The organism is Alteromonas sp. D210916BOD_24 (assembly GCF_047159385.1).
In the GTDB taxonomy this organism is placed as follows: Bacteria; Pseudomonadota; Gammaproteobacteria; order Enterobacterales; family Alteromonadaceae; genus Alteromonas.
The window spans coordinates 1,662,665-1,682,536 of sequence record NZ_AP038333.1 but is presented as its reverse complement, the minus strand read 5'-3'; the positions used below and the strand labels follow the sequence as shown (position 1 = coordinate 1,682,536).

The window sequence follows — 19,872 nt, the reverse complement described above, 5'->3', positions numbered from 1 at the left end:
CACAGAGCTTAGGTTTGAATTTTTCATAGTTGGTATGTCATCCCTAAGAAGTATTGCGTGCCAAAGTATTGAATGGTTCCCGTCTGTTCTTCAGACGAGAAATAGCTTTTGGTAGGCTCATCGGTCAAATTGTTAACCTGGAACAAGACGCTCCAGTTATCGTTAATTTCGTATGACGCTTGGTAATCAATCACTAATTCGTCATCAAAGTTAACGACTTGATCATTAACTGCGACCTGCTGTGAAACAAAAGCGTCGCGATACCGGCTTGATAAACGGGTCTCAAAACCTTCGTATTCCCAGAATACGGTCAACGTTGCGACATTCTCAGAAAGCCCTGGTAAATTAGCGGCATATACCCCATTGCCTAGGGTGCGTTGAATTTCGCTTTCCGTGTAGGAATAACTCGCACTTACCCCCAATCCGGAAAGCATACCTGGCAGCATGCTATATATTTGGGTATAGGCGACTTCAAGCCCTCTTATATAACCGCCTTCGGCGTTATTGACAGCGGTACTGTAACTGCCGTTTTCAGTGGGTACGGTAACGAAGATAGGATCGCCATTTTCGTCTCTGGCTAATTCAGCTGCTTGTCCAGTGAATTCTGGTGCAAGGTAAACAGGTACACTGACGTTATCTGGAATGACAATACCATTGGCTTCAAAGTCAAAAGGATCAATTTCGATATCTTCAACAAACGATTCAATATCTTTATAGAAACCAGCGACAATGAAAGCACCTTCAGTTTCAGAGAAATAGTATTCCCACGAAACATCGTACTGGGTAGCGTAAAATGGCTCTAAATAAGGACTATTTCGCGCATTACCACTCACCCTCGCGGTAGGGTTAGATAAAGTAATTTCCCCTGAATCTCTGTCTTGAAACGCCGTCACTGTTTCTATCGTTGTAGACGCGTTTGCTGCAAAGCGGTTAATAGGTGCCCGCCCCATAACCTTGGCGGCGGCAACACGTAATTGCGTATCGTCGGTTAATTTAAAATTCAGGTTAATGGATGGCAGAACGTCGGTGTATTCATGGCTGATAACGGCCGGACGATAAAAGTTATTAATAAGTCCAACTTCATCGGCAATATTCTGCGCACCAGACGTAGGGTCACTCACCTCAACAGAGGTGCCAGTGTCTAAGTCTTCAATGAGTTGTGTCGCGCGTTGCAAGGTTGTAGAGCTTTGCTTACTTTTGATGTAGCGCACCCCTATATTCCCTGTTATGGGAACATCGCCAATTTCAGTACTGATATTAGCCATTAAATACGCTGAGTTTACTGTCTCAAATACATCGCCACTTTCCTGCATAGTCCACGCTGTTGCTGGGCCAGTACCGGGACCATTAATCACACCTGCTGCACCAGGGCCCCAAGTTTGTACGGGTTGTGGCGTTCCATCAGGAAACCATGCATTTAATGCACTGTTTAAATCAACGGATAAATAACTGGGGAAATAGGCAAAGTCACCACTCCAATTCACTTGTTCGACCATATCTGATGTAAGTCTAAGTGGCGGTTCACTAACAGAAAATGCACTGTCATTACCGTATTCAAACACTGAGCGATCATTGTTGTATTCTCTGTCAGAATAGCGATAACCAAATTCAAAGCCTGAAATAATTGGCGTGTCTACGTAATACTGGAAATCAACTCTATACGCATCTAACTCATCTTTGTTCTTGTAGGGATAAATGCCGTATTTACTCACCATAACCCGGTCAAGATCGGTAAACGCGTCGGTTTGATTAAACGCGATGTCGGGAAGGTCTAACCCGTTAAGCATATAAGATATTTGAACATTTTCATCAAAAACGGGATTGGCAGCAGTGGCATCTTCGCCCACCAAAGACCAAAGAAGTCCGTTTCTGAAGTCACTTTTTGCACTGGAGCGAGACACATCAAATTGTACCGCAAAGTCAGACGATATTTCCCAATGAGCGTTAACGCCCAAGTTAGTCACGCTATCAAAATCTTGGTTGTCATCATTGACTAATTCAACGCGGGTAAAGCTATTGTCTGTCCGTGAAAAAGTACCGCCAATAACGCTATTATTGACCACTATGGGATTGGTTATACCAGCATTAATACCACCAAGTTTTACGCGAAATCCGCGCGCAAATGCTTCAGAATCAAATTTAGAAACAAACGCATCTGCTTTTAACGTAAAGGTATCAATAGGCGCCCATTCAAACGCAGCCACATAACCATCGCGGGTTTCTTCACCGCCTTTGTGCTGCATTTCAAACCCTTCTGAAATGTATTCGCACTCGGGGCAATCGGCAGGACCATCGGTATCACCTTCTATACCATCCACATCGACCTGTCCGTTATAGGCAAGCCCAATAAACTGGGTTGAAACACTGGGCTGGAACAAACGCGCATAACCTAATGACACACCTAGGGTGTCGTCTAAGAATTTCCCCTGATACGAAAAACTCAGCCTGTGACCATACTCTGTCGCATCACTTACTTCAGAGGCGCGATCGTTATACATGCCACGCATGTTCGCGCTAAATTTGTGCTGTTCTTCAATTTCCAATGGAGATGCCGTCTTTAATTCAACAGTACCTGCTATGCCCCCTTCGATAAGTGATGCTTTGGGGGATTTGTACACCGCTGCCTCACTGATAAGCTCCGAAGGATATTGGTCGAATTCAATTGCACGACTACCACTAGTTGATACCTGCTCCCGTCCATTCAATGTTGAAAATACAAAGTCTCCTGACAAGCCACGAATATTAATTTGCGCTGCTTGCCCACCCGTTCTTACCGCCGATATGCCCGGTAAGCGGGTTAATGCGTCGGCCATTGATACATCGGGAAGACCACCGAGATCATCAGCTGATATTTGTTCTGACACAGTGTCAGAAAATCGCTTTTGGTTGAGAGACTGAATAAGGCTGGTACTAAAACCTCGAACTTCAATTCGTTCAACGGTTTCGTCTTCAATACGCTCTATTTCATCTAATGGGGTTTCTGGCGATTCTTGCGCATACAAAGGGTTAGCAAAGCATGCTAGCCCACTGGATATCAAGGCTGCCATGATGGTACTGGGTTTGAAGGTTTTCATTGGTGTCCCATTCCTTGTTTATTATCAACCCATTTGGGCATACCACACCCAAACGCGTTACTTTTGTCGACACCAAATACTACTGTTTTGTACAAAATAAGAGCAATGTGCTGCATACGTATTCATTAACAATATGCGAACAATTGAATAACATTGCGTTTATTTCTTTATTTAAGCATGACGAAAAAGTGACATTTAACAGGAAGGCGTGAATACCTCTGTTAACGAAAGGTATTCACGCGAAAAAGGAGTAAGCAAAGTTGCTGATAAAGATTGAGGCTATAGCATCAGTGGGATTTATACTGAATTAAAAACCTTTTAGCACATCTTGATGTGCAGTAAAGTTAAGCGCACAGCCCTGAACAAATTGCTCAACATTTTGTTCGACATAAAGATCCCCTTTACCCGGTTGATTAGCTGCTAATGGCGGAAAAGCACCATAGCCAGCTAATAAGCAGTGCCAAGACACTGAATCCCAATGCATGCCTATATTTTGTTGCTTAATCTCGGCCCCAAGATCGTCTCTGTTAAACCAACATTGCAGTATGCTTGCTAATGAGGCAGACATTACGTTGTTGTTTCTATTGTCGCGCCAATAATCACTATCATCACGTGTATTGAGTTTATAATGGGCAACAATATAGTCCCGCACCCGATCAAACCGTTCTTTTGCAAAGGAATTGTAGTTGTTTTGTTCTGTATTAGTGAATTGCCCTTTTTCATACAAATCGGCAAAGTGCTCTATGCAAATTTGTACTAAATGCAGTGCTGTAGCTTCCAACGGCTCAATAAAACCTTGAGATAGCCCCAATGCAAGACAGTTTTTATGCCAGTGCTTTTCAACCTGGCCGACCTTCATCTTAAGGTGTCTAGCCTCTATAGCGGAATTTTCTAATCCTAAAAACTGACGCAATTCACATTCTGCGGCATCAGCACTGGTATGTGCTGAACTGTAGACATAACCATTACCGGTACGGTTCTGAAGAGGAATTGTCCAGCACCACCCATAGGTTAACGCTGTCGATTGTGTTTCAACAGAAATCGAAGGCTGAACTGCTGTGGGTAATACAACGGCAGAATCGTTAAACAAATTGTCTTTGTAACTGGTAAAGCGAACGCCCAAGGTTTGTTGTAAAAGCAGTGAAGAAAAACCTGTGCAATCAATAAAAAAGTCGCCGTCAACATGTCCCTTGTCAGTCACTAATTGCTTGATATCACCATTATTGTGTAAAACGACATCCGTGATATTTGCACTTATATGACTTACATTTCGACTAACAGCAATGTCGCGTAGATAATTACCCAATAATGCACTGTCAAAATGGTAACCGTACTCCATTCTAAACGGAAAATTTTCAGGCGTAAGCGGTGCTTTATTTTGTTTTGCTAAAACACCATTTAGCAAAAAGTCCTCGCCTTTGACATGGGTGTCTAATCCAAGTCTGCGCGTACGGCAGTTTACTTCAAATGCTCTTTGGGTAAAGGTATCGGTTTGAGAAATAAAAGGATGGCGATAGCTATCTATTCCCGATGCAGGACTCCAATCGTTAAAACGAATACTTACTTTATACGTCGCATTACATCGTGGCATCCAATCACTGTCTTTGATACCTAGCTCGTGAAATAAACGCTTAAGTGTCGGTGTCGATCCCTCCCCAACACCAATGATACCTATTTCTGGTGACTCAACGAGTGTTACAATCACATTCTTACGAGACCACTTGTGAGCAAAGTAATTTGCTGCCATCCATCCAGCCGTTCCTCCGCCAGCAATGACAATGTGTTTTGGATTATCCATTACGTGTTAACTACCACAATACTGCTTCAAAAAATCATCATGACTGGAAATTTTACCAATGGGTTCATTCTTGATCCGTCTTATATTGTGCATTAAGTCGAGTATTTTTTGTTCAGACAGCGACTTGGCAAGCGGATGATAATCTAGTTGAGTGACACCTTGCCCCATCAATACCTGAAGCCATGAGCTTTCAAGGAATAAGTCATTTTGCTCTCTAAACAAATTGCCTGACTCCCTAAATAGTTCAATTTTATGCGTTAAGCTTGCAGGCACATCCATCTCTCTGAGATCTTTCCAGAAATGAGAGTCGTTACGCTCGTTAACGTGATAATGCAGAATAATAAAGTCGCGAATTTGCTCAAACTCAAGTTGCGACTGCTTGTTGTACTCATCAACTTGTTTTTGTTTTATCCCGTCATGAGGGAATAAATGAATAAGCCTCACTACTGCAGATTGAATAAGGTGAATACTTGTCGATTCTAATGGCTCCAAAAAACCGCTGGAAAGGCCAACTGCAATCACATTTTTATTCCACTGCTTGCGTCTTCGACCGGTTTTAAATTTTATAAAATTGGGATCGGCTAGTGGCTTTGTATCTAGATTGGAAGACAGTAAATCAAGTGCCTGATCGTCGGAATAATAATTACTACTATACACTAACCCATTACCATTGCGGTGCTGAAGCGGTATACGCCATTGCCAACCAGCAGAATGAGCGATAGAACGCGTGTAAGGCAAGGTTTTTTCCATTCGCTCTGACGGCATCGCCACTGCGCGGTCACATGGTAGCCAATGGGACCAGTCTTCAAAACCAGTATTAAGTGTTTGCTGGGTCAGTAAACCTTTGAAGCCCGAACAATCAATAAATAACTCACCTGTAACTTCACGACCATCTTTAAGTGTTACACCAGAGATAAACCCATCTTCTGGGTCTTGTTTAACATGGGTAATCATGCCTTCTGTACGCACCACGCCCATTTCTTCACATTTCTTACGTAAAAATCGCGCGTAAAGTGATGCGTCGAAATGATAGGCATAAGGCATTTCAATAATAGGATCAGGCGATTTGATGTGAGCAAACTTCCCTGCCTGACAGGCAAGGTAATTCAGATCGTAATCCCATATCGACCCTTCGACGCCTAATTCTTGAGCACGTTTAACATAATGATGAAAATGGCAAAACGCATAGCTCTTACCTGGTGCACCAAATGTATGAAAATAGCTCTCACCTTCTACGCGCCAGTTTTCAAACTTGATAGCGAGTTTCATCGTTGCATTGGTCTCACGAATAAATTCTTTTTCGTCTAGCCCCAATACATTATTAAGCGTGATGATTGGTGGAATGGTGGCTTCACCAACCCCTACCGTGCCAATATCCTCTGACTCAATAAGATGTACATTTACGCTCGCGCCCATCAGACGTTTAATAACCGCAGCAGAGATCCACCCCGCGGTACCACCGCCTACAATAACTACATTTTGTACCGCTTTGTTTTTCATATTTTTGCCATCAATTTATACGGCTGACTTACAATTCTTAGATAATACCAATCCGCATAGATCTATGCGGTTTGGTATAACATGACCCGTTGTGCTATACAACAAAAAAGCCCCAATACATTTTACTGTGTTGGGGCTTGAGACTACATACTGTTTACTAAAATTTCAGTTACAACATTCGCAATATCCCGCTTGCTTCTAACAAGCGGGAAATAACAGCTTAGAATGTGTAGTTGAAACCAAGTAAGAAGTTACGTCCGTATGTTTCATACTGTGTGATCTGACGACCATCACCTGGGTTTGCTTGAACTGTCGGCTCGTCAGTTAGGTTTTGGCCTTGAAGAGTTACACGTAACCCTTTAAGTGCTTCGATACCTGATTCGTCAAAGTCGTAACCAATTTGTGCATCCACTTGCTTCACACCTAGGTCTTGAATTTGCGCTAGTGAAAGACTGATAGCGCGCGTCTCTGTCGCAAACGCATCACGTTTTGTTCCTGAAATACGGAATTCAAAACCATTACTTTCATAGAAAGCGGTTAGTGAGTACGTCTCTTGAGACAAGCCTGGAACCGCATCACCATTGTCTAGTTGACCGTCAAGGAAAGTCGCACTAGCGAACATACCAAAGCCTTCTAGCGAATCATCGATCATATCAAATGGTAGGCTACCTTGTAGCTCCCAACCTCTAACGAAACCTTCAAGGCCGTCTTCACGGAAGCTAACAACACCGTAATAGGTCGATGGTGGAACAATGTCATTTTCGTCTAACACACCATCATTATTAATATCTGTTTGACCAGAAGTTTGGTGGAAGCCTTCAATATAAGACTCACTGAAATCACCTACAGTCTGACCCGCTACATGCCAGTTAGTCAGGTCTTTGTAGAAGAAGCTAACTGCAAAATATCCAGAATCCGCAAAGTAATTTTCATAAGCAATATCAAACTGATTAGCTTCAAGCGGTTTAAGTGTTGCGTTACCAGCACTCGCAGACCAAGGACCATTACCTATGTCACTTGATGTGATTTGCTGATCATTGAAGCTGAAGCTCACCGTGTTATTAGGACGCATGTCATCCATTCTTGGGCGGCTTATTACTTTGCCAAGCGCTGTACGAATAAATTGATTCTCAGCAATTTCGAAGCTCAGGTTTAACGTTGGTAATACGTCAGTGTATGAGTCACCGTCACTGATAGGCGTAACAGCCGTGAATCCAGTTGGCCCTGTCGTAGTGTTAAAACCAAAACCAGTTTGGTCAACATTGACTACCTGTAAGCCAAGGTTACCGAATACTAGTATTTCGCCAATCTCAGTTTCGATGTCGAGTTTTGCGTATGCGGTTAAAATATCTTCTTTAATAGTATAAGAATCACCCATACGGCCATTTTCGAACAACTCAGCTTGTGTCTCTATGTAATAACCGCTTTTGTATAAGCCAAGACCATCATATGCAATAACCCCATCAATACCGATGAAGCTTAGGTCTGCCGTACCCACTGGGTTAGGTACTAGCTCGGCATCTGGCCACGTAGGCGCAGTTAGATATGCACCATTATTATCTTTAGACTTTTCACGCTCTTGATAGTTTACGCCAGCAGTTAGTTTAGAGAAGATACCCCACTCAACAAAACCTTCTACGTCTAAACGAATTGCATCTAAAGACTCATCGAAAATAGGTTCATTTACAAAACCATCTTGCGCAGTATTAGGTCCAAAGCCTTCAACCCCCTGAAAACGTTCTACAGGTCCTAGTGAACCACCCCACGCTTGTGGACCGGCCAAATAAATCGCAGATGGATCGCCAAGGTCTACACCACCTAGTGATGGGTGATCGCTATACATAACGCCAGTAGACGTCATTGTCCAAGAGCGCGGAGTTAATGGACGACCATCAACACCAGCACGACCCACACCTGAATAACTTTCGATATCGGTAATGGTTTTGTCTACCTGACCTGTAGAAATGTCTAACGTTGCATTCCAGTTGTCGTTAATTGCATACTCTACATTTAGTCCAAATGTAGTTAATTCTGCTTTTTGTTGGCGTGAATCGTTGCGGATTACAGAAAGGAAACCATCATAATAACCAGAAGTAACCAGGCCATCTTCAACACCAGTAATGGTATATGCACCAGTTCCCCATTCAGCGCCGCCTTCTTCAACACCACGACGTACGTCATTCTCTTCGAAGTCGATGTACAACGCGTCGAATTGAACTTTTAACTTATCTGAAGGTGCGTATTCAATTACACCCGCAACTGACGTACGTTCTAGCATTGCAGAACGGGTAAATGAATCATGACCACCAAGTACCACTGTACCTTCTGGTACCTCAACCCCTTCTGCAGCATTTGCTGGATTAGCATTAGCATAACCCCAACCGCGGAAATGTTGCGCCTGACGAGGAGATTCCATATCAGCAATTGCAAGCGCTACACCTAATTTGTCGTCTGCAAATTGATCAACAAAGTTAAATGAAAGACGATGGCCCTTGTTATCAAAATCAGGGTTGCCTGATTCTTCTTGGTTCTTTTCGAATGAACCATTAAACGCAATTGTTTTTTGTGCGCTAAGTGGGCTAACTGTTTGAATGTCTACTGTACCACCGATACCCTGGGTCATTAAGCCCGCTTCAGGTGTTTTATAAACAAGAATGTTTGACACAATTTCCGTAGGGTAAAGATCAAACTCAACACCACGGTTATCGCCCATACCTAACAGCTCGCGACCGTTAAGCGTAGTACCTACGTAGTTTTCATTAAAACCACGTACAGATAAACCACTTGTACGACCGTTGCGACGTTCACCAGCAAGACCTGGTAAGCGTGCGATTGATTCTGCAATACTTGTATCGGGTAGTTTACCGATATCTTCTGCAGACAATGCTTCTACGATAGATGTGTTATCCATCTTAATCGCTTGAGCGCGTTGCAAACTACCACGAATACCACTGACTTGAATTACTTCAAGGTTAGCTTCGTCTACTGCTTCAGCTTCGGCTTGTTGAGCAAATGCCGGAGTCTGTGCAAAGGCTACACCGCCTGTAATAAGCGCAGCTTTTATTAGGTTGGGTTTAAAATGTTTCATAAAACGGGTGTCCCATACGGTTATAGTTGTTGTCTTTTTGTTGTTCTTATGACAATTAAATGACAATACATCTCGTCGGGATAATGCTATAGAGGTGCTACGTTTTGCACAATTGCCTGCATACGTATTCAATAAAAATTATGCAACACAACATTAACATTACTTTTTTTAGTTGTTATGTAATTTAACAACGTTAAATGGCGGTTTTCAGGGGCGCAACGCAGAATAGTTGTAATTTTGTTACAAATGGAGCGCGATGTTTGTTAACAACTCGACATAAAAAAGCCCGCGATAAAGGCGGGCTCTTTGATTAATTGCAAGGCAAAAGCTTACATTACCAACCGGTAGTTTCGCGTAGTGCTTTACCGATATCAGCTAGAGAGCGTACTGTCTTAACGCCAGCATCTTCTAGTGCTTTAAATTTCTCGTCAGCAGTACCTTTACCGCCAGCGATGATTGCACCTGCGTGACCCATACGCTTACCCGGAGGAGCGGTAACACCCGCAATGTAAGAAACAACAGGCTTAGTTACGTTCGCTTTAATGAACGCAGCCGCTTCTTCTTCAGCAGTACCACCGATCTCACCGATCATCACGATAGCTTCAGTTTGTGGATCATCTTGGAACATCTTAAGGATGTCGATGAAGTTAGAACCAGGAATTGGGTCACCACCGATACCAACACAGGTAGACTGGCCAAAACCTTCGTCTGTAGTTTGCTTAACCGCTTCGTACGTAAGTGTACCTGAGCGAGAAACAATACCTACTTTACCAGGCTTGTGGATGTGGCCAGGCATGATACCAATTTTACACTCTCCAGGAGTGATAACACCTGGGCAGTTTGGACCAATCATGCGAACGCCTTTCGCGTCTACGTATTCTTTCACGTAAAGCATATCTAGCGTAGGAATACCTTCGGTAATACAAACGATAAGCTCGATACCGGCATCAGCTGCTTCACAGATAGAATCTTTACAGAAAGGTGCTGGTACATAGATAACAGATGCTGTTGCACCCGTTGCTTCTACTGCTTCACGTACTGTATTGAAAACAGGAAGACCTAGGTGTTCTGTACCACCCTTTCCAGGTGTAACACCACCAACCATTTGTGTACCGTAAGCAATTGCTTGTTCAGAGTGGAAAGTACCCTGACCGCCAGTGAAACCCTGACAAATTACTTTAGTATCTTTGTTAATTAATACAGACATTATTTGCCCTCCGCTGCAGCAACAACTTTCTGTGCTGCATCAGTTAGCGATTCAGCAGCAATGATATCAAGACCAGAGTTCGCAAGAACTTCACGGCCAAGCTCAGCATTGGTACCTTCTAGACGTACAACAACTGGAACTTCTACGCCTACTTCTTTAACCGCACCGATAATACCTTCTGCGATCATGTCACAACGAACGATACCACCGAAGATGTTAACCAATACTGCTTTAACGTTGTCATCAGAAAGGATGATTTTGAATGCTTCAGCAACACGCTCTTTAGTCGCGCCACCACCAACGTCTAGGAAGTTAGCAGGCTTGCCACCATGTAGGTTTACGATGTCCATTGTACCCATCGCTAGGCCAGCACCGTTAACCATACAACCTACGTTACCATCAAGTGCTACGTAGTTTAGTTCCCACTGCGCCGCGTGAGCTTCACGAGCGTCTTCTTGTGACGGATCTTGCATATCTTTCAGCTTAGGCTGACGATATAGCGCATTACCGTCGATACCTACTTTTGCATCTAGGCAGTGTAGGTTACCGTCAGTTTTGATAACTAATGGGTTAATTTCGATTAGCGCAACGTCAAGTTCTTCAAACATCTTAGCTAGGCCAAGGAAGATTTGAGTGAATTGCTTGATTTGAACGCCAGAAAGACCAAGTTTAAACGCCATTTCGCGTGCTTGGTAAGGCTGAGGACCTACGATAGGGTCAATTTCAGCTTTAAGAATTTTCTCTGGTGTTTCTTCTGCAACTGTTTCAATCTCAACGCCACCTTCAGTAGATGCCATAAATACAACGCGACGGGTTGTACGGTCAACTACTGCACCAAGGTAAAGCTCGTTTGCGATATCTGTGCAAGATTCAACTAGGATTTTGCTCACAGGCTGACCGTTTTCGTCAGTCTGGAAAGTCACCAAATTTTTGCCTAGCCAGTTTTCAGCGAACGCGCGAATGTCGTCTTTGTTTTTAACTAGCTTTACACCGCCAGCTTTACCGCGGCCGCCCGCGTGTACCTGACACTTAACAACCCATTCGTTTCCGCCGATTCGGTCAGCGGCTTCTACAGCACCCTGAGCAGTGTCAGCTGCGTATCCTTCAGAAACAGGCAAGCCGTATTCTTTGAATAGCTGCTTACCTTGGTATTCATGCAAATTCATGGTGTTTCTATCCGATTTTTAGTAAGACAAAAGCCGCAAATGCGACTTGATTAGTTTGACTGATATTATAGGGCAAATATCAGCGTTGCGTTAGGCGCAAAGCAAGCATACACAGGCTAAGCACCTAACCACAATTCCGTGAGACGAAAGTCTTATACGTCTAATAGTAAACGCGTTGGATCTTCTAGCATCTCTTTAACGGTTACCAAGAAACCTACCGATTCTTTACCATCGATAATACGGTGGTCATAAGAAAGCGCTAGGTACATCATTGGTAGAATTTCTACTTTGCCATTAACAGCCATTGGGCGGTCTTGGATTTTATGCATACCCAAGATTGCGCTTTGCGGCGGGTTAATGATTGGTGTAGACATTAGTGAACCAAACACACCACCGTTGGTAATGGTAAAATTACCACCTTGTAGGTCAGCCATTGACAATTTACCGTCACGACCTTTAAGTGCAAGTTCCTTAATTCCTTTCTCAACACCTGCCATGCCTAGTGTATCGGTATCTTTAAGTACCGGTGTAACTAGTCCACGAGGTGTAGATACAGCAATAGAGATATCGAAATAGTTGTGATAAACAATATCGTCACCGTCTATTGACGCATTCACTTCAGGGAAACGCTTAAGCGCTTCAGTTACGGCTTTCACGTAGAAAGACATAAAGCCCAGGCGAATACCGTGACGTTTTTCAAAGCTTTCCTGATACTGCTTGCGAAGGTCCATAATAGGCTTCATGTTCACTTCGTTAAACGTAGTCAACATAGCAGTAGAGTTTTTCGCCTCAAGAAGACGGTTTGCAATCGTCTTACGAAGACGTGTCATTGGTACACGCTTTTCTGTACGGTTGCCAGTTGGAAGGTCAGCTGATACTGCGTCAGACGCAGCAGGTGCCGCTTTCGCTGAGCTGTCGCCGCCTTTCAGATACTTTTCAACATCTTCTTTAGTAATACGGCCGTTTTTACCCGTGCCTTTTACTTTAGCAGCGTCAACACCCTTTTCAGCTAATAAACGACGAACTGATGGGCTTAGCGCATCACTGCTATCATCGCTGTCGTCTGCTTCTGAAGCGGCAGCTGGCGCTGTTGCACCACTTGCAGCACCTTCAACGAACTTAGCAATAACTTCTTCAGCAGTAACCGTTGCGCCTTCTTCTGCAATAATTTCTGATAGTGAGCCGTCAGCTGGGGCAACGACTTCTAAAACCACTTTATCAGTTTCAATGTCAACCAAGTTCTGATCGCGCGATACTGCTTCACCAACCGCTACATGCCAAGTGGCAATTGTCGCGTCAGCAACTGATTCAGGTAATACTGGTACTTTTACATCAGACGTTTTACCTGACGCAGCAGGTGCTGATTTTTCTTTTGAGTCAGCTTTCTTGCTATCGTTAGATTTTGATGGTGCAGCTGCTGCACTACCTTCTTCTAACTTAGCAATAACTTGCTCACCTAATACCGTTGCACCCTCTTCATTTAAGATCTCACCAATTGTACCGTCCGCTGGCGCCACAACTTCTAAAACCACTTTATCAGTTTCAATATCAACCAGGTTCTGGTCGCGTTTAACTGCATCACCGGCCTTGACGTGCCAGGTTGCAATGGTGGCATCGGCAACTGACTCAGGTAGAACCGGAACTTTTATCTCAATTGTCATTACTGTTCCTTATTTAATTGTGAGTGCGTCTTCAACCAGCGCTTTCTGTTGCTGGTTGTGAACGGAAACATAACCTACTGCAGGTGACGAGGATGCATCACGTCCTGCATATGTTAATTTTGCACCATCTGGAATTGCTTGCCAGAAATGGTGTTGGCTACAATACCAAGCGCCTTGGTTTTGCGGCTCTTCTTGGCACCAAACCCAATCTTTAACGTGGCTGTATTGTGCCACAACTTTAGCGCATTCTTCTTGTGGGAATGGATAAAGTTGCTCTAAACGGATGATTGCGACGTCTGTTTGCTCATTTTTACGGCGTTGATCTAGTAAATCATAGTACACCTTGCCCGAACACATCACTACGCGCTTCACTTTTTTCGGATCGAGATCGTCAATCTCACCGATAACATTGTGGAATTTGCCTTCTGCAAGTTCTTCTAACGAAGATACCGCTAAAGGATGACGTAATAATGACTTAGGTGACATCACTATCAGTGGTTTACGCATAGGCCGAACCACTTGGCGACGAAGCATGTTGTATACTTGCGCAGGTGTAGAAGGAACACATACTTGCCAGTTGTGATCAGCACACATCTGCAAGAAACGCTCTAGACGCGCAGAACTGTGCTCTGGCCCCTGACCTTCATAACCATGCGGAAGTAATACCGTTAGACCGCACAGACGGCCCCACTTCGCTTCACCAGAACTTAAGAATTGGTCAAATACTACCTGTGCACCGTTGGCAAAGTCACCGAACTGCGCTTCCCAAATAGTAAGGCACGTCGGTTCTGCAGTTGCATAACCGTATTCAAAGGCCATTACCGCTTCTTCTGATAGCACAGAGTCATATATTTCAATTTCACCCTGTCCGTCGCGAATATGCTGTAAAGGCATATAAGTCGATGCATCTTTCTGGTTATGCAGTACCGCGTGGCGATGGAAGAAGGTACCACGACCTGAATCCTGACCAGTAATTCGAATATCTTCACCTGCATCAACTAAAGTGGCATAAGCTAAGTTTTCAGCCATACCCCAATCAAGCAGTTTATCACCCGCTACCATCGCTTTTCTGTCTTGGTAAAGCTTGTTAACACGTGACTGTAGCTTGTGAGAATCAGGAACCGTCGTAATTGACTCACCCAACTCTTTCAGCTTTTCAACACTTACCGAACCATCATATGGCGTATCCCAGTCATGACCTAGATACGGGGCCCAATCAACACTGTGCTCGGTCATAGGGCGCCATTCTTGTACCACGCACGCACCGTGATCAAGTGCCGCACGATATTCTTCAACAAATCTGTCGGCGTCACGCTGTTCAATCACACCTTCAGCAATAAGTTGATCTGCGTAAATTACACGGGGTACTGGATGCTTTTTGATCTTTTGGTACATAAGCGGCTGAGTCGCATTCGGCTCATCAGCTTCATTGTGACCATGGCGACGATAACAAACCAGGTCAATGACCACGTCTCGCTTAAATTTATTGCGGTACTCAAGCGCTAATTGCGTCACAAACGCAACCGCTTCTGGATCGTCGGAATTCACGTGGAATATTGGCGCCTGAACCATCTTCGCGATGTCAGTACAATACTGTGTAGAACGTGTATCTTCGGTTTTTGATGTCGTGAAGCCAACTTGGTTGTTAACCACGATACGAACCGTACCACCCACGGCAAAACCGCGTGTTTGTGACATGTTAAACGTTTCTTGTACTACACCCTGACCTGCAATTGCCGAGTCACCGTGAATAGTAATAGGCAATACAGTATTAGTATCGTTGTTGCGACGTGCAAGACGCGCACGTACCGACCCCATTACTACCGGGTTTACAATTTCGAGGTGAGACGGGTTAAACGCCAACGCTAAGTGAACATTGCCACCTGGCGTCGCAAAATCAGAAGAGAAGCCCGCATGGTATTTTACGTCACCCGCGCCTAGCGAGTCATCGTGTTTACCCGAGAATTCATCAAACAGTACTGATGGGTTTTTACCCAGTACGTTAACCAGTACATTCAAACGACCACGGTGCGCCATGCCGATAACCACTTCTTTGGTGCCCGCAGCACCCGCATTAGTGATAAGGCCTTTTAGCATAGGAATAAGCGCATCACCACCTTCTAGTGAGAAGCGCTTAGCACCCGTGAATTTTGAACCCAAGTATTTTTCCATGCCATCAGCAGCAGTTAAGCCTTTGAGTATACTTAGTTTCTCATCTCGTGAGATTTCAGGCTTAGCCTGAACTGATTCAATTTTTTGTTGTAACCAACGCTTTTGGTCAGTGTCGGTGATATGCATATATTCAGCACCAATAGAACCACAATACGTTCTATTGAGTGATTTATACAATTCACCTAGTGACATTGAATCTTTGCCAATAGCATAAGAGCCCACATTAAACACTGAGTCAAAGTCTTGCTCAGAAAGGCTGTGGTGAGACAGTTCGATATCACGAACACGCTCTTGTTTCCACAAGCCAAGTGGGTCTAGGTTTGCATTTTGATGACCGCGGAAGCGATAAGCATTGATTAGCTGAAGGACTTTAACTTGCCTGTCGTCTGATACGTTCGCAGAAGGTACAGACGGGCTAGACATGCGGGCTGTAGGCCCTAACGCAGCAAGTTGCCTAAATTGATTTTTAATTGCTGTATGATTGGTTTCTAACTCTACGCCATCGACTTTGGGGAGGTTATCGAAGATTTGTCGCCAATTTTCAGAGACGCTTTGCGGGTCGTCTAAATAAGTTTCATACAACTCTTCAACATAGGCAGCGTTGGCACCTGCCATGTGCGAGGATTCCCACCACGCTTTCATCACGCTTTCTTGCATTTAATTTGCCTTGCTACGTTTTATAAAATCTAGTTAACAATCAAAATAGTATTATAAGGTTATTCTCAGCATAACCAAGTGTTATAACAGAGAATATATAAAAAAATAGCCATCCTATTGGGATGGCTATTTAGAGTATCACATCTATAACTACAGTAAGTTATCAGACTATAGTACTAAACAGCCCGTTGTAAAAGCATCGACTTGATTTGACCGATTGCTTTAGTAGGATTTAAGCCCTTAGGACATACACTTACACAGTTCATAATACCATGGCAGCGGAATACGCTAAATGCATCATCGAGGTCGTTCAAACGCTCTTCAGTTGCAGTATCACGGCTATCGATAAGGAATCGATAAGCGTGGAGTAATCCCGCTGGACCAATGAACTTGTCTGGGTTCCACCAGAACGATGGGCATGACGTTGAACAACATGCACACAAAATACATTCGTAAAGACCATCAAGCTTTGCACGCTCTTCAGGTGACTGAAGATGCTCACGGGCTGGTGGTTGACTGCTGTCATTGATTAAGAACGGCTTAATCTTCTCGTATTGTGTATAGAACTGGGTCATATCCACGACAAGGTCACGAATAACTGGCAAGCCTGGCAATGGGCGGATAATAATCTTACCTTTACCTAATGCCGACAATGGTGTGATACACGCCAAACCATTCTTACCGTTCATATTGACACCGTCAGAACCACATACACCTTCACGACAAGAACGTCTAAAAGAAAGCGTAGGGTCTTGCTCTTTAAGTGCAAGTAGTGCATCCAGCACCATCATGTCCTGACCTTCCTCTACTTCAAGCTTGTAGTTTTGCATGCGAGGTTTAGCGTCTACCTCAGGGTTGTAGCGATAAATCGAAAAAGTTAATTGCATGATAGTTGCCTCTATTAATATGAACGCACTTTAGGAGGGAATGCTTCCCTTAGCTTAGGCGCCATATTTACATCACGTTTAAGCATAGTTTCAGTCTCAGGACGATAAATACTGTGACATAGCCAGTTGTCATCGTCGCGATCCGGGAAGTCGAAGCGGCTGTGTGCACCACGGCTTTCCGTTCTGAAGTTCGCTGCTACTGCAGTGCTGTACGCGGTTTCCATAAGGTTATCAAGCTCAAGACACTCAATGCGTTGCGTATTAAAGTCTGCACTCTTGTCGTCAAGGCGTGCATGCTTAAGACGCTCACGGATCTCTTTAAGCTCTTTAAGGCCTTCAGCCATTGCTTCCCCTTCACGGAACACAGAGAAGTTAAGCTGCATACATTTTTGCAAATCTTTCTTGATTTGAACTGGGTCTTCGCCCTTGCCTTTTTCTGAGTTTTCCCAGCGGTTGAAACGTGCCATAGCCGCATCAATATCAGTGCTAGATGCATCGCGTGTAGGCGCCATTTCAGAAAGTGTTTTACCCAGGTGTAGACCAGTCGCACGGCCAAATACAACAAGGTCAAGCAATGAGTTACCGCCAAGGCGGTTTGCGCCGTGTACAGATACACATGCAATCTCACCACAAGCAAATAGACCGTTAACGACTTTGTCGTTGCCGTTCTCATCTACTGTCAAACATTGACCGTCAACGTTAGTTGGAATACCACCCATCATGTAGTGACACGTTGGGATTACTGGAATAGGCTCTTTAACTGGATCAACGTGGGCAAAGGTACGAGATAATTCAAGGATACCGGGTAGACGTGACTCAAGCACTTCTTTACCTAAGTGGTCTAGCTTAAGTTTAATGTGTGTACCCCAAGGGCCTTCACAACCACGGCCTTCGCGAATTTCAGTCATCATTGAACGCGCAACCACGTCACGACCTGCTAAGTCTTTCGCGTTAGGTGCATAACGTTCCATGAAACGCTCGCCGTCTTTATTGAGAAGATAACCACCTTCACCACGACAGCCTTCGGTTACCAAGGTTCCTGCGCCAGCAATACCCGTCGGGTGGAACTGCCACATTTCCATATCTTGAACCGCAACACCTGCGCGAAGCGCCATACCTACGCCGTCACCCGTGTTGATGTGCGCGTTAGTAGTAGAGGCGTAAATACGACCTGCACCACCTGTGGCTAGTACAACTGCACGAGACTTAAAGTAAACAACTTCACCCGTCTCAATATCGATTGCTGTACAACCTACCACGTCTCCGTCTTGGTTTTTAACTAGATCTAGCGCATACCATTCAGAGAAAACTTTTGTCTTGTTCTTTACGTTTTGCTGGTAAAGAAGGTGAAGAAGCGCGTGACCCGTACGGTCAGCCGCCGCTGCTGTACGAGCGCCCTGCTCGCCACCGAAGTTTTTAGACTGACCACCGAATGGACGCTGATATATTTTACCGTTTTCAAAGCGCGAGAATGGCAAACCCATGTTTTCCATCTCGATAATTGCTTCTGGGCCTGTCTTACACATGTATTCAATCGCATCTTGGTCACCGATGTAATCAGAACCTTTAACGGTGTCATACATATGCCATTCCCAGTTATCTTCGTGAGAATTACCAAGTGCTACGGTAATACCACCCTGTGCAGATACAGTGTGAGAACGGGTTGGAAATACTTTTGACAACAGTGCACATGATTTACCAGATTGTGATATCTGTAGTGCGGCGCGCATACCTGCACCACCTGCACCAATTACTACTGCATCAAACTCGTGAACGGGTAAACTCATCTTACACTCCCCACAATACAAATAGGCCGACAGCAACGTAGCCAAACGCGATGATATTTAGAATAAATTGTAATCCTGCTCGCACGCCTGGCGCTTTAACGTAATCAGTTAGAACCTGCCAAAGGCCAATGCGAACATGTATCATCACTGCTATCAATGTCGCCAAAGTGAAAACTTTCATGGCTAAGCCAGAGAATAAACCTCTCCATTCAATGAAGGTAAGGTTATCGGTGGTAATAAAAAACCACGCCATGAAAACCGAGTACGCGGCAATAATTGCTGCTGTTGCGCGTAGCGACACAAAATCTTGTACGCCGTCGCGCTTTATGCTTGCTTGGTTGATCACCATAGTGCAACTCCCAATACTACGGTCAGTACAATCCACAGCGCGATAATTGCTTTCGCACTCGTGTTACCTGACTCTAATTCTTCCCAGTGACCTAAATCCATTACAACATGTCTTAGGCCGCCAAGTAGGTGGTACAACAGCGCAGAGGCTGTGCCAATTGCGACAAATTTTCCAAGGAAACCGTCCATAATTGCTTGAACGTTCGCGAAACCTTCAGGCGAATGCACAGATACTGCCCATGCCCAAATAACGAAAAGAAGCGCGAAGAACATTGCAACACCGGTAACACGATGGAGAATTGACGAAATAGCAGAAGGCGGAAATTTAATAGTATTGAGTTCTAAATTTACTGGTCTTTGCTTTTTCACAATGTATGCCTGTTTAATCCGTGGTGGATAGTGAATTTCTTACCTTTATTATGTCCTGAGTAAGTTAATTCGTTTTTTAACCTGTTAATCGCCTCATCCGCTGAGTTGTTAACAATTTGTGAATTATTCTTAAATGCTTTTAACAGAATAAATATCCT

Annotated in this window: 12 protein-coding genes; all 12 read right to left on the bottom strand. The window is 44.2% G+C overall.

Translation table 11 applies throughout. From position 1 onward, the window contains the following. Window positions 1–23: 23 nt before the first annotated feature. Window positions 24–3,074, bottom strand: a complete 3,051-nt coding sequence (locus ACMCM8_RS07280) for a TonB-dependent receptor (protein ID WP_412726924.1) — start codon at window positions 3,072–3,074, stop codon at window positions 24–26. Window positions 3,075–3,381: 307 nt separating this feature from the next. Then, window positions 3,382–4,872, bottom strand: a complete 1,491-nt coding sequence (locus ACMCM8_RS07275; RefSeq protein WP_412726922.1) for a tryptophan halogenase family protein — start codon at window positions 4,870–4,872, stop codon at window positions 3,382–3,384. 6 nt (window positions 4,873–4,878) lie between these two features. After that, the gene (locus ACMCM8_RS07270) at window positions 4,879–6,372 is read right to left on the bottom strand and encodes a tryptophan halogenase family protein (RefSeq protein ID WP_412726920.1); all 1,494 of its coding nucleotides are present in this window, start codon (window positions 6,370–6,372) and stop codon (window positions 4,879–4,881) included. A gap of 220 nt (window positions 6,373–6,592) precedes the next feature. Then, window positions 6,593–9,460 (bottom strand): TonB-dependent receptor, encoded by a 2,868-nt coding sequence (locus ACMCM8_RS07265; protein ID WP_412726918.1) that lies wholly within the window; start codon window positions 9,458–9,460, stop codon window positions 6,593–6,595. 334 nt (window positions 9,461–9,794) lie between these two features. Next, window positions 9,795–10,667: a succinate--CoA ligase subunit alpha gene (gene sucD / locus ACMCM8_RS07260; protein ID WP_412726916.1), complete on the bottom strand. Its 873-nt coding sequence runs from the start codon at window positions 10,665–10,667 to the stop codon at window positions 9,795–9,797. After that, window positions 10,667–11,833 (bottom strand): ADP-forming succinate--CoA ligase subunit beta, encoded by a 1,167-nt coding sequence (gene sucC, locus ACMCM8_RS07255; RefSeq protein ID WP_412726914.1) that lies wholly within the window; start codon window positions 11,831–11,833, stop codon window positions 10,667–10,669. The genes sucD and sucC overlap by 1 nt, the downstream gene beginning before the upstream one ends. Window positions 11,834–11,985: 152 nt before the next feature. Then, window positions 11,986–13,494: a 2-oxoglutarate dehydrogenase complex dihydrolipoyllysine-residue succinyltransferase gene (odhB, locus tag ACMCM8_RS07250; RefSeq protein WP_412726912.1), complete on the bottom strand. Its 1,509-nt coding sequence runs from the start codon at window positions 13,492–13,494 to the stop codon at window positions 11,986–11,988. 9 nt (window positions 13,495–13,503) lie between these two features. Then, a complete protein-coding gene (sucA, locus tag ACMCM8_RS07245) occupies window positions 13,504–16,323 on the bottom strand; it encodes a 2-oxoglutarate dehydrogenase E1 component (protein WP_412726910.1) in 2,820 nt (939 codons plus the stop codon). A 176-nt stretch (window positions 16,324–16,499) separates the two neighbouring features. Then, on the bottom strand, window positions 16,500–17,210 hold the full coding sequence (locus tag ACMCM8_RS07240) for a succinate dehydrogenase iron-sulfur subunit (RefSeq protein WP_412726908.1): 711 nt from the start codon (window positions 17,208–17,210) through the stop codon (window positions 16,500–16,502). A gap of 14 nt (window positions 17,211–17,224) precedes the next feature. Beyond that, window positions 17,225–18,997, bottom strand: a complete 1,773-nt coding sequence (sdhA, locus tag ACMCM8_RS07235) for a succinate dehydrogenase flavoprotein subunit (RefSeq protein ID WP_412726906.1) — start codon at window positions 18,995–18,997, stop codon at window positions 17,225–17,227. Window position 18,998: 1 nt separating this feature from the next. Then, window positions 18,999–19,346, bottom strand: coding sequence for a succinate dehydrogenase, hydrophobic membrane anchor protein (gene sdhD, locus ACMCM8_RS07230; RefSeq protein ID WP_412726904.1), 348 nt, complete (start codon window positions 19,344–19,346; stop codon window positions 18,999–19,001). After that, window positions 19,340–19,714 carry a succinate dehydrogenase, cytochrome b556 subunit gene (gene sdhC / locus ACMCM8_RS07225; protein WP_412726902.1) on the bottom strand — a complete coding sequence of 125 codons (375 nt, stop codon included), beginning with the start codon at window positions 19,712–19,714 and terminating at the stop codon, window positions 19,340–19,342. Before sdhC ends, sdhD begins: the two co-directional genes overlap by 7 nt. Window positions 19,715–19,872 lie beyond the last annotated feature (158 nt).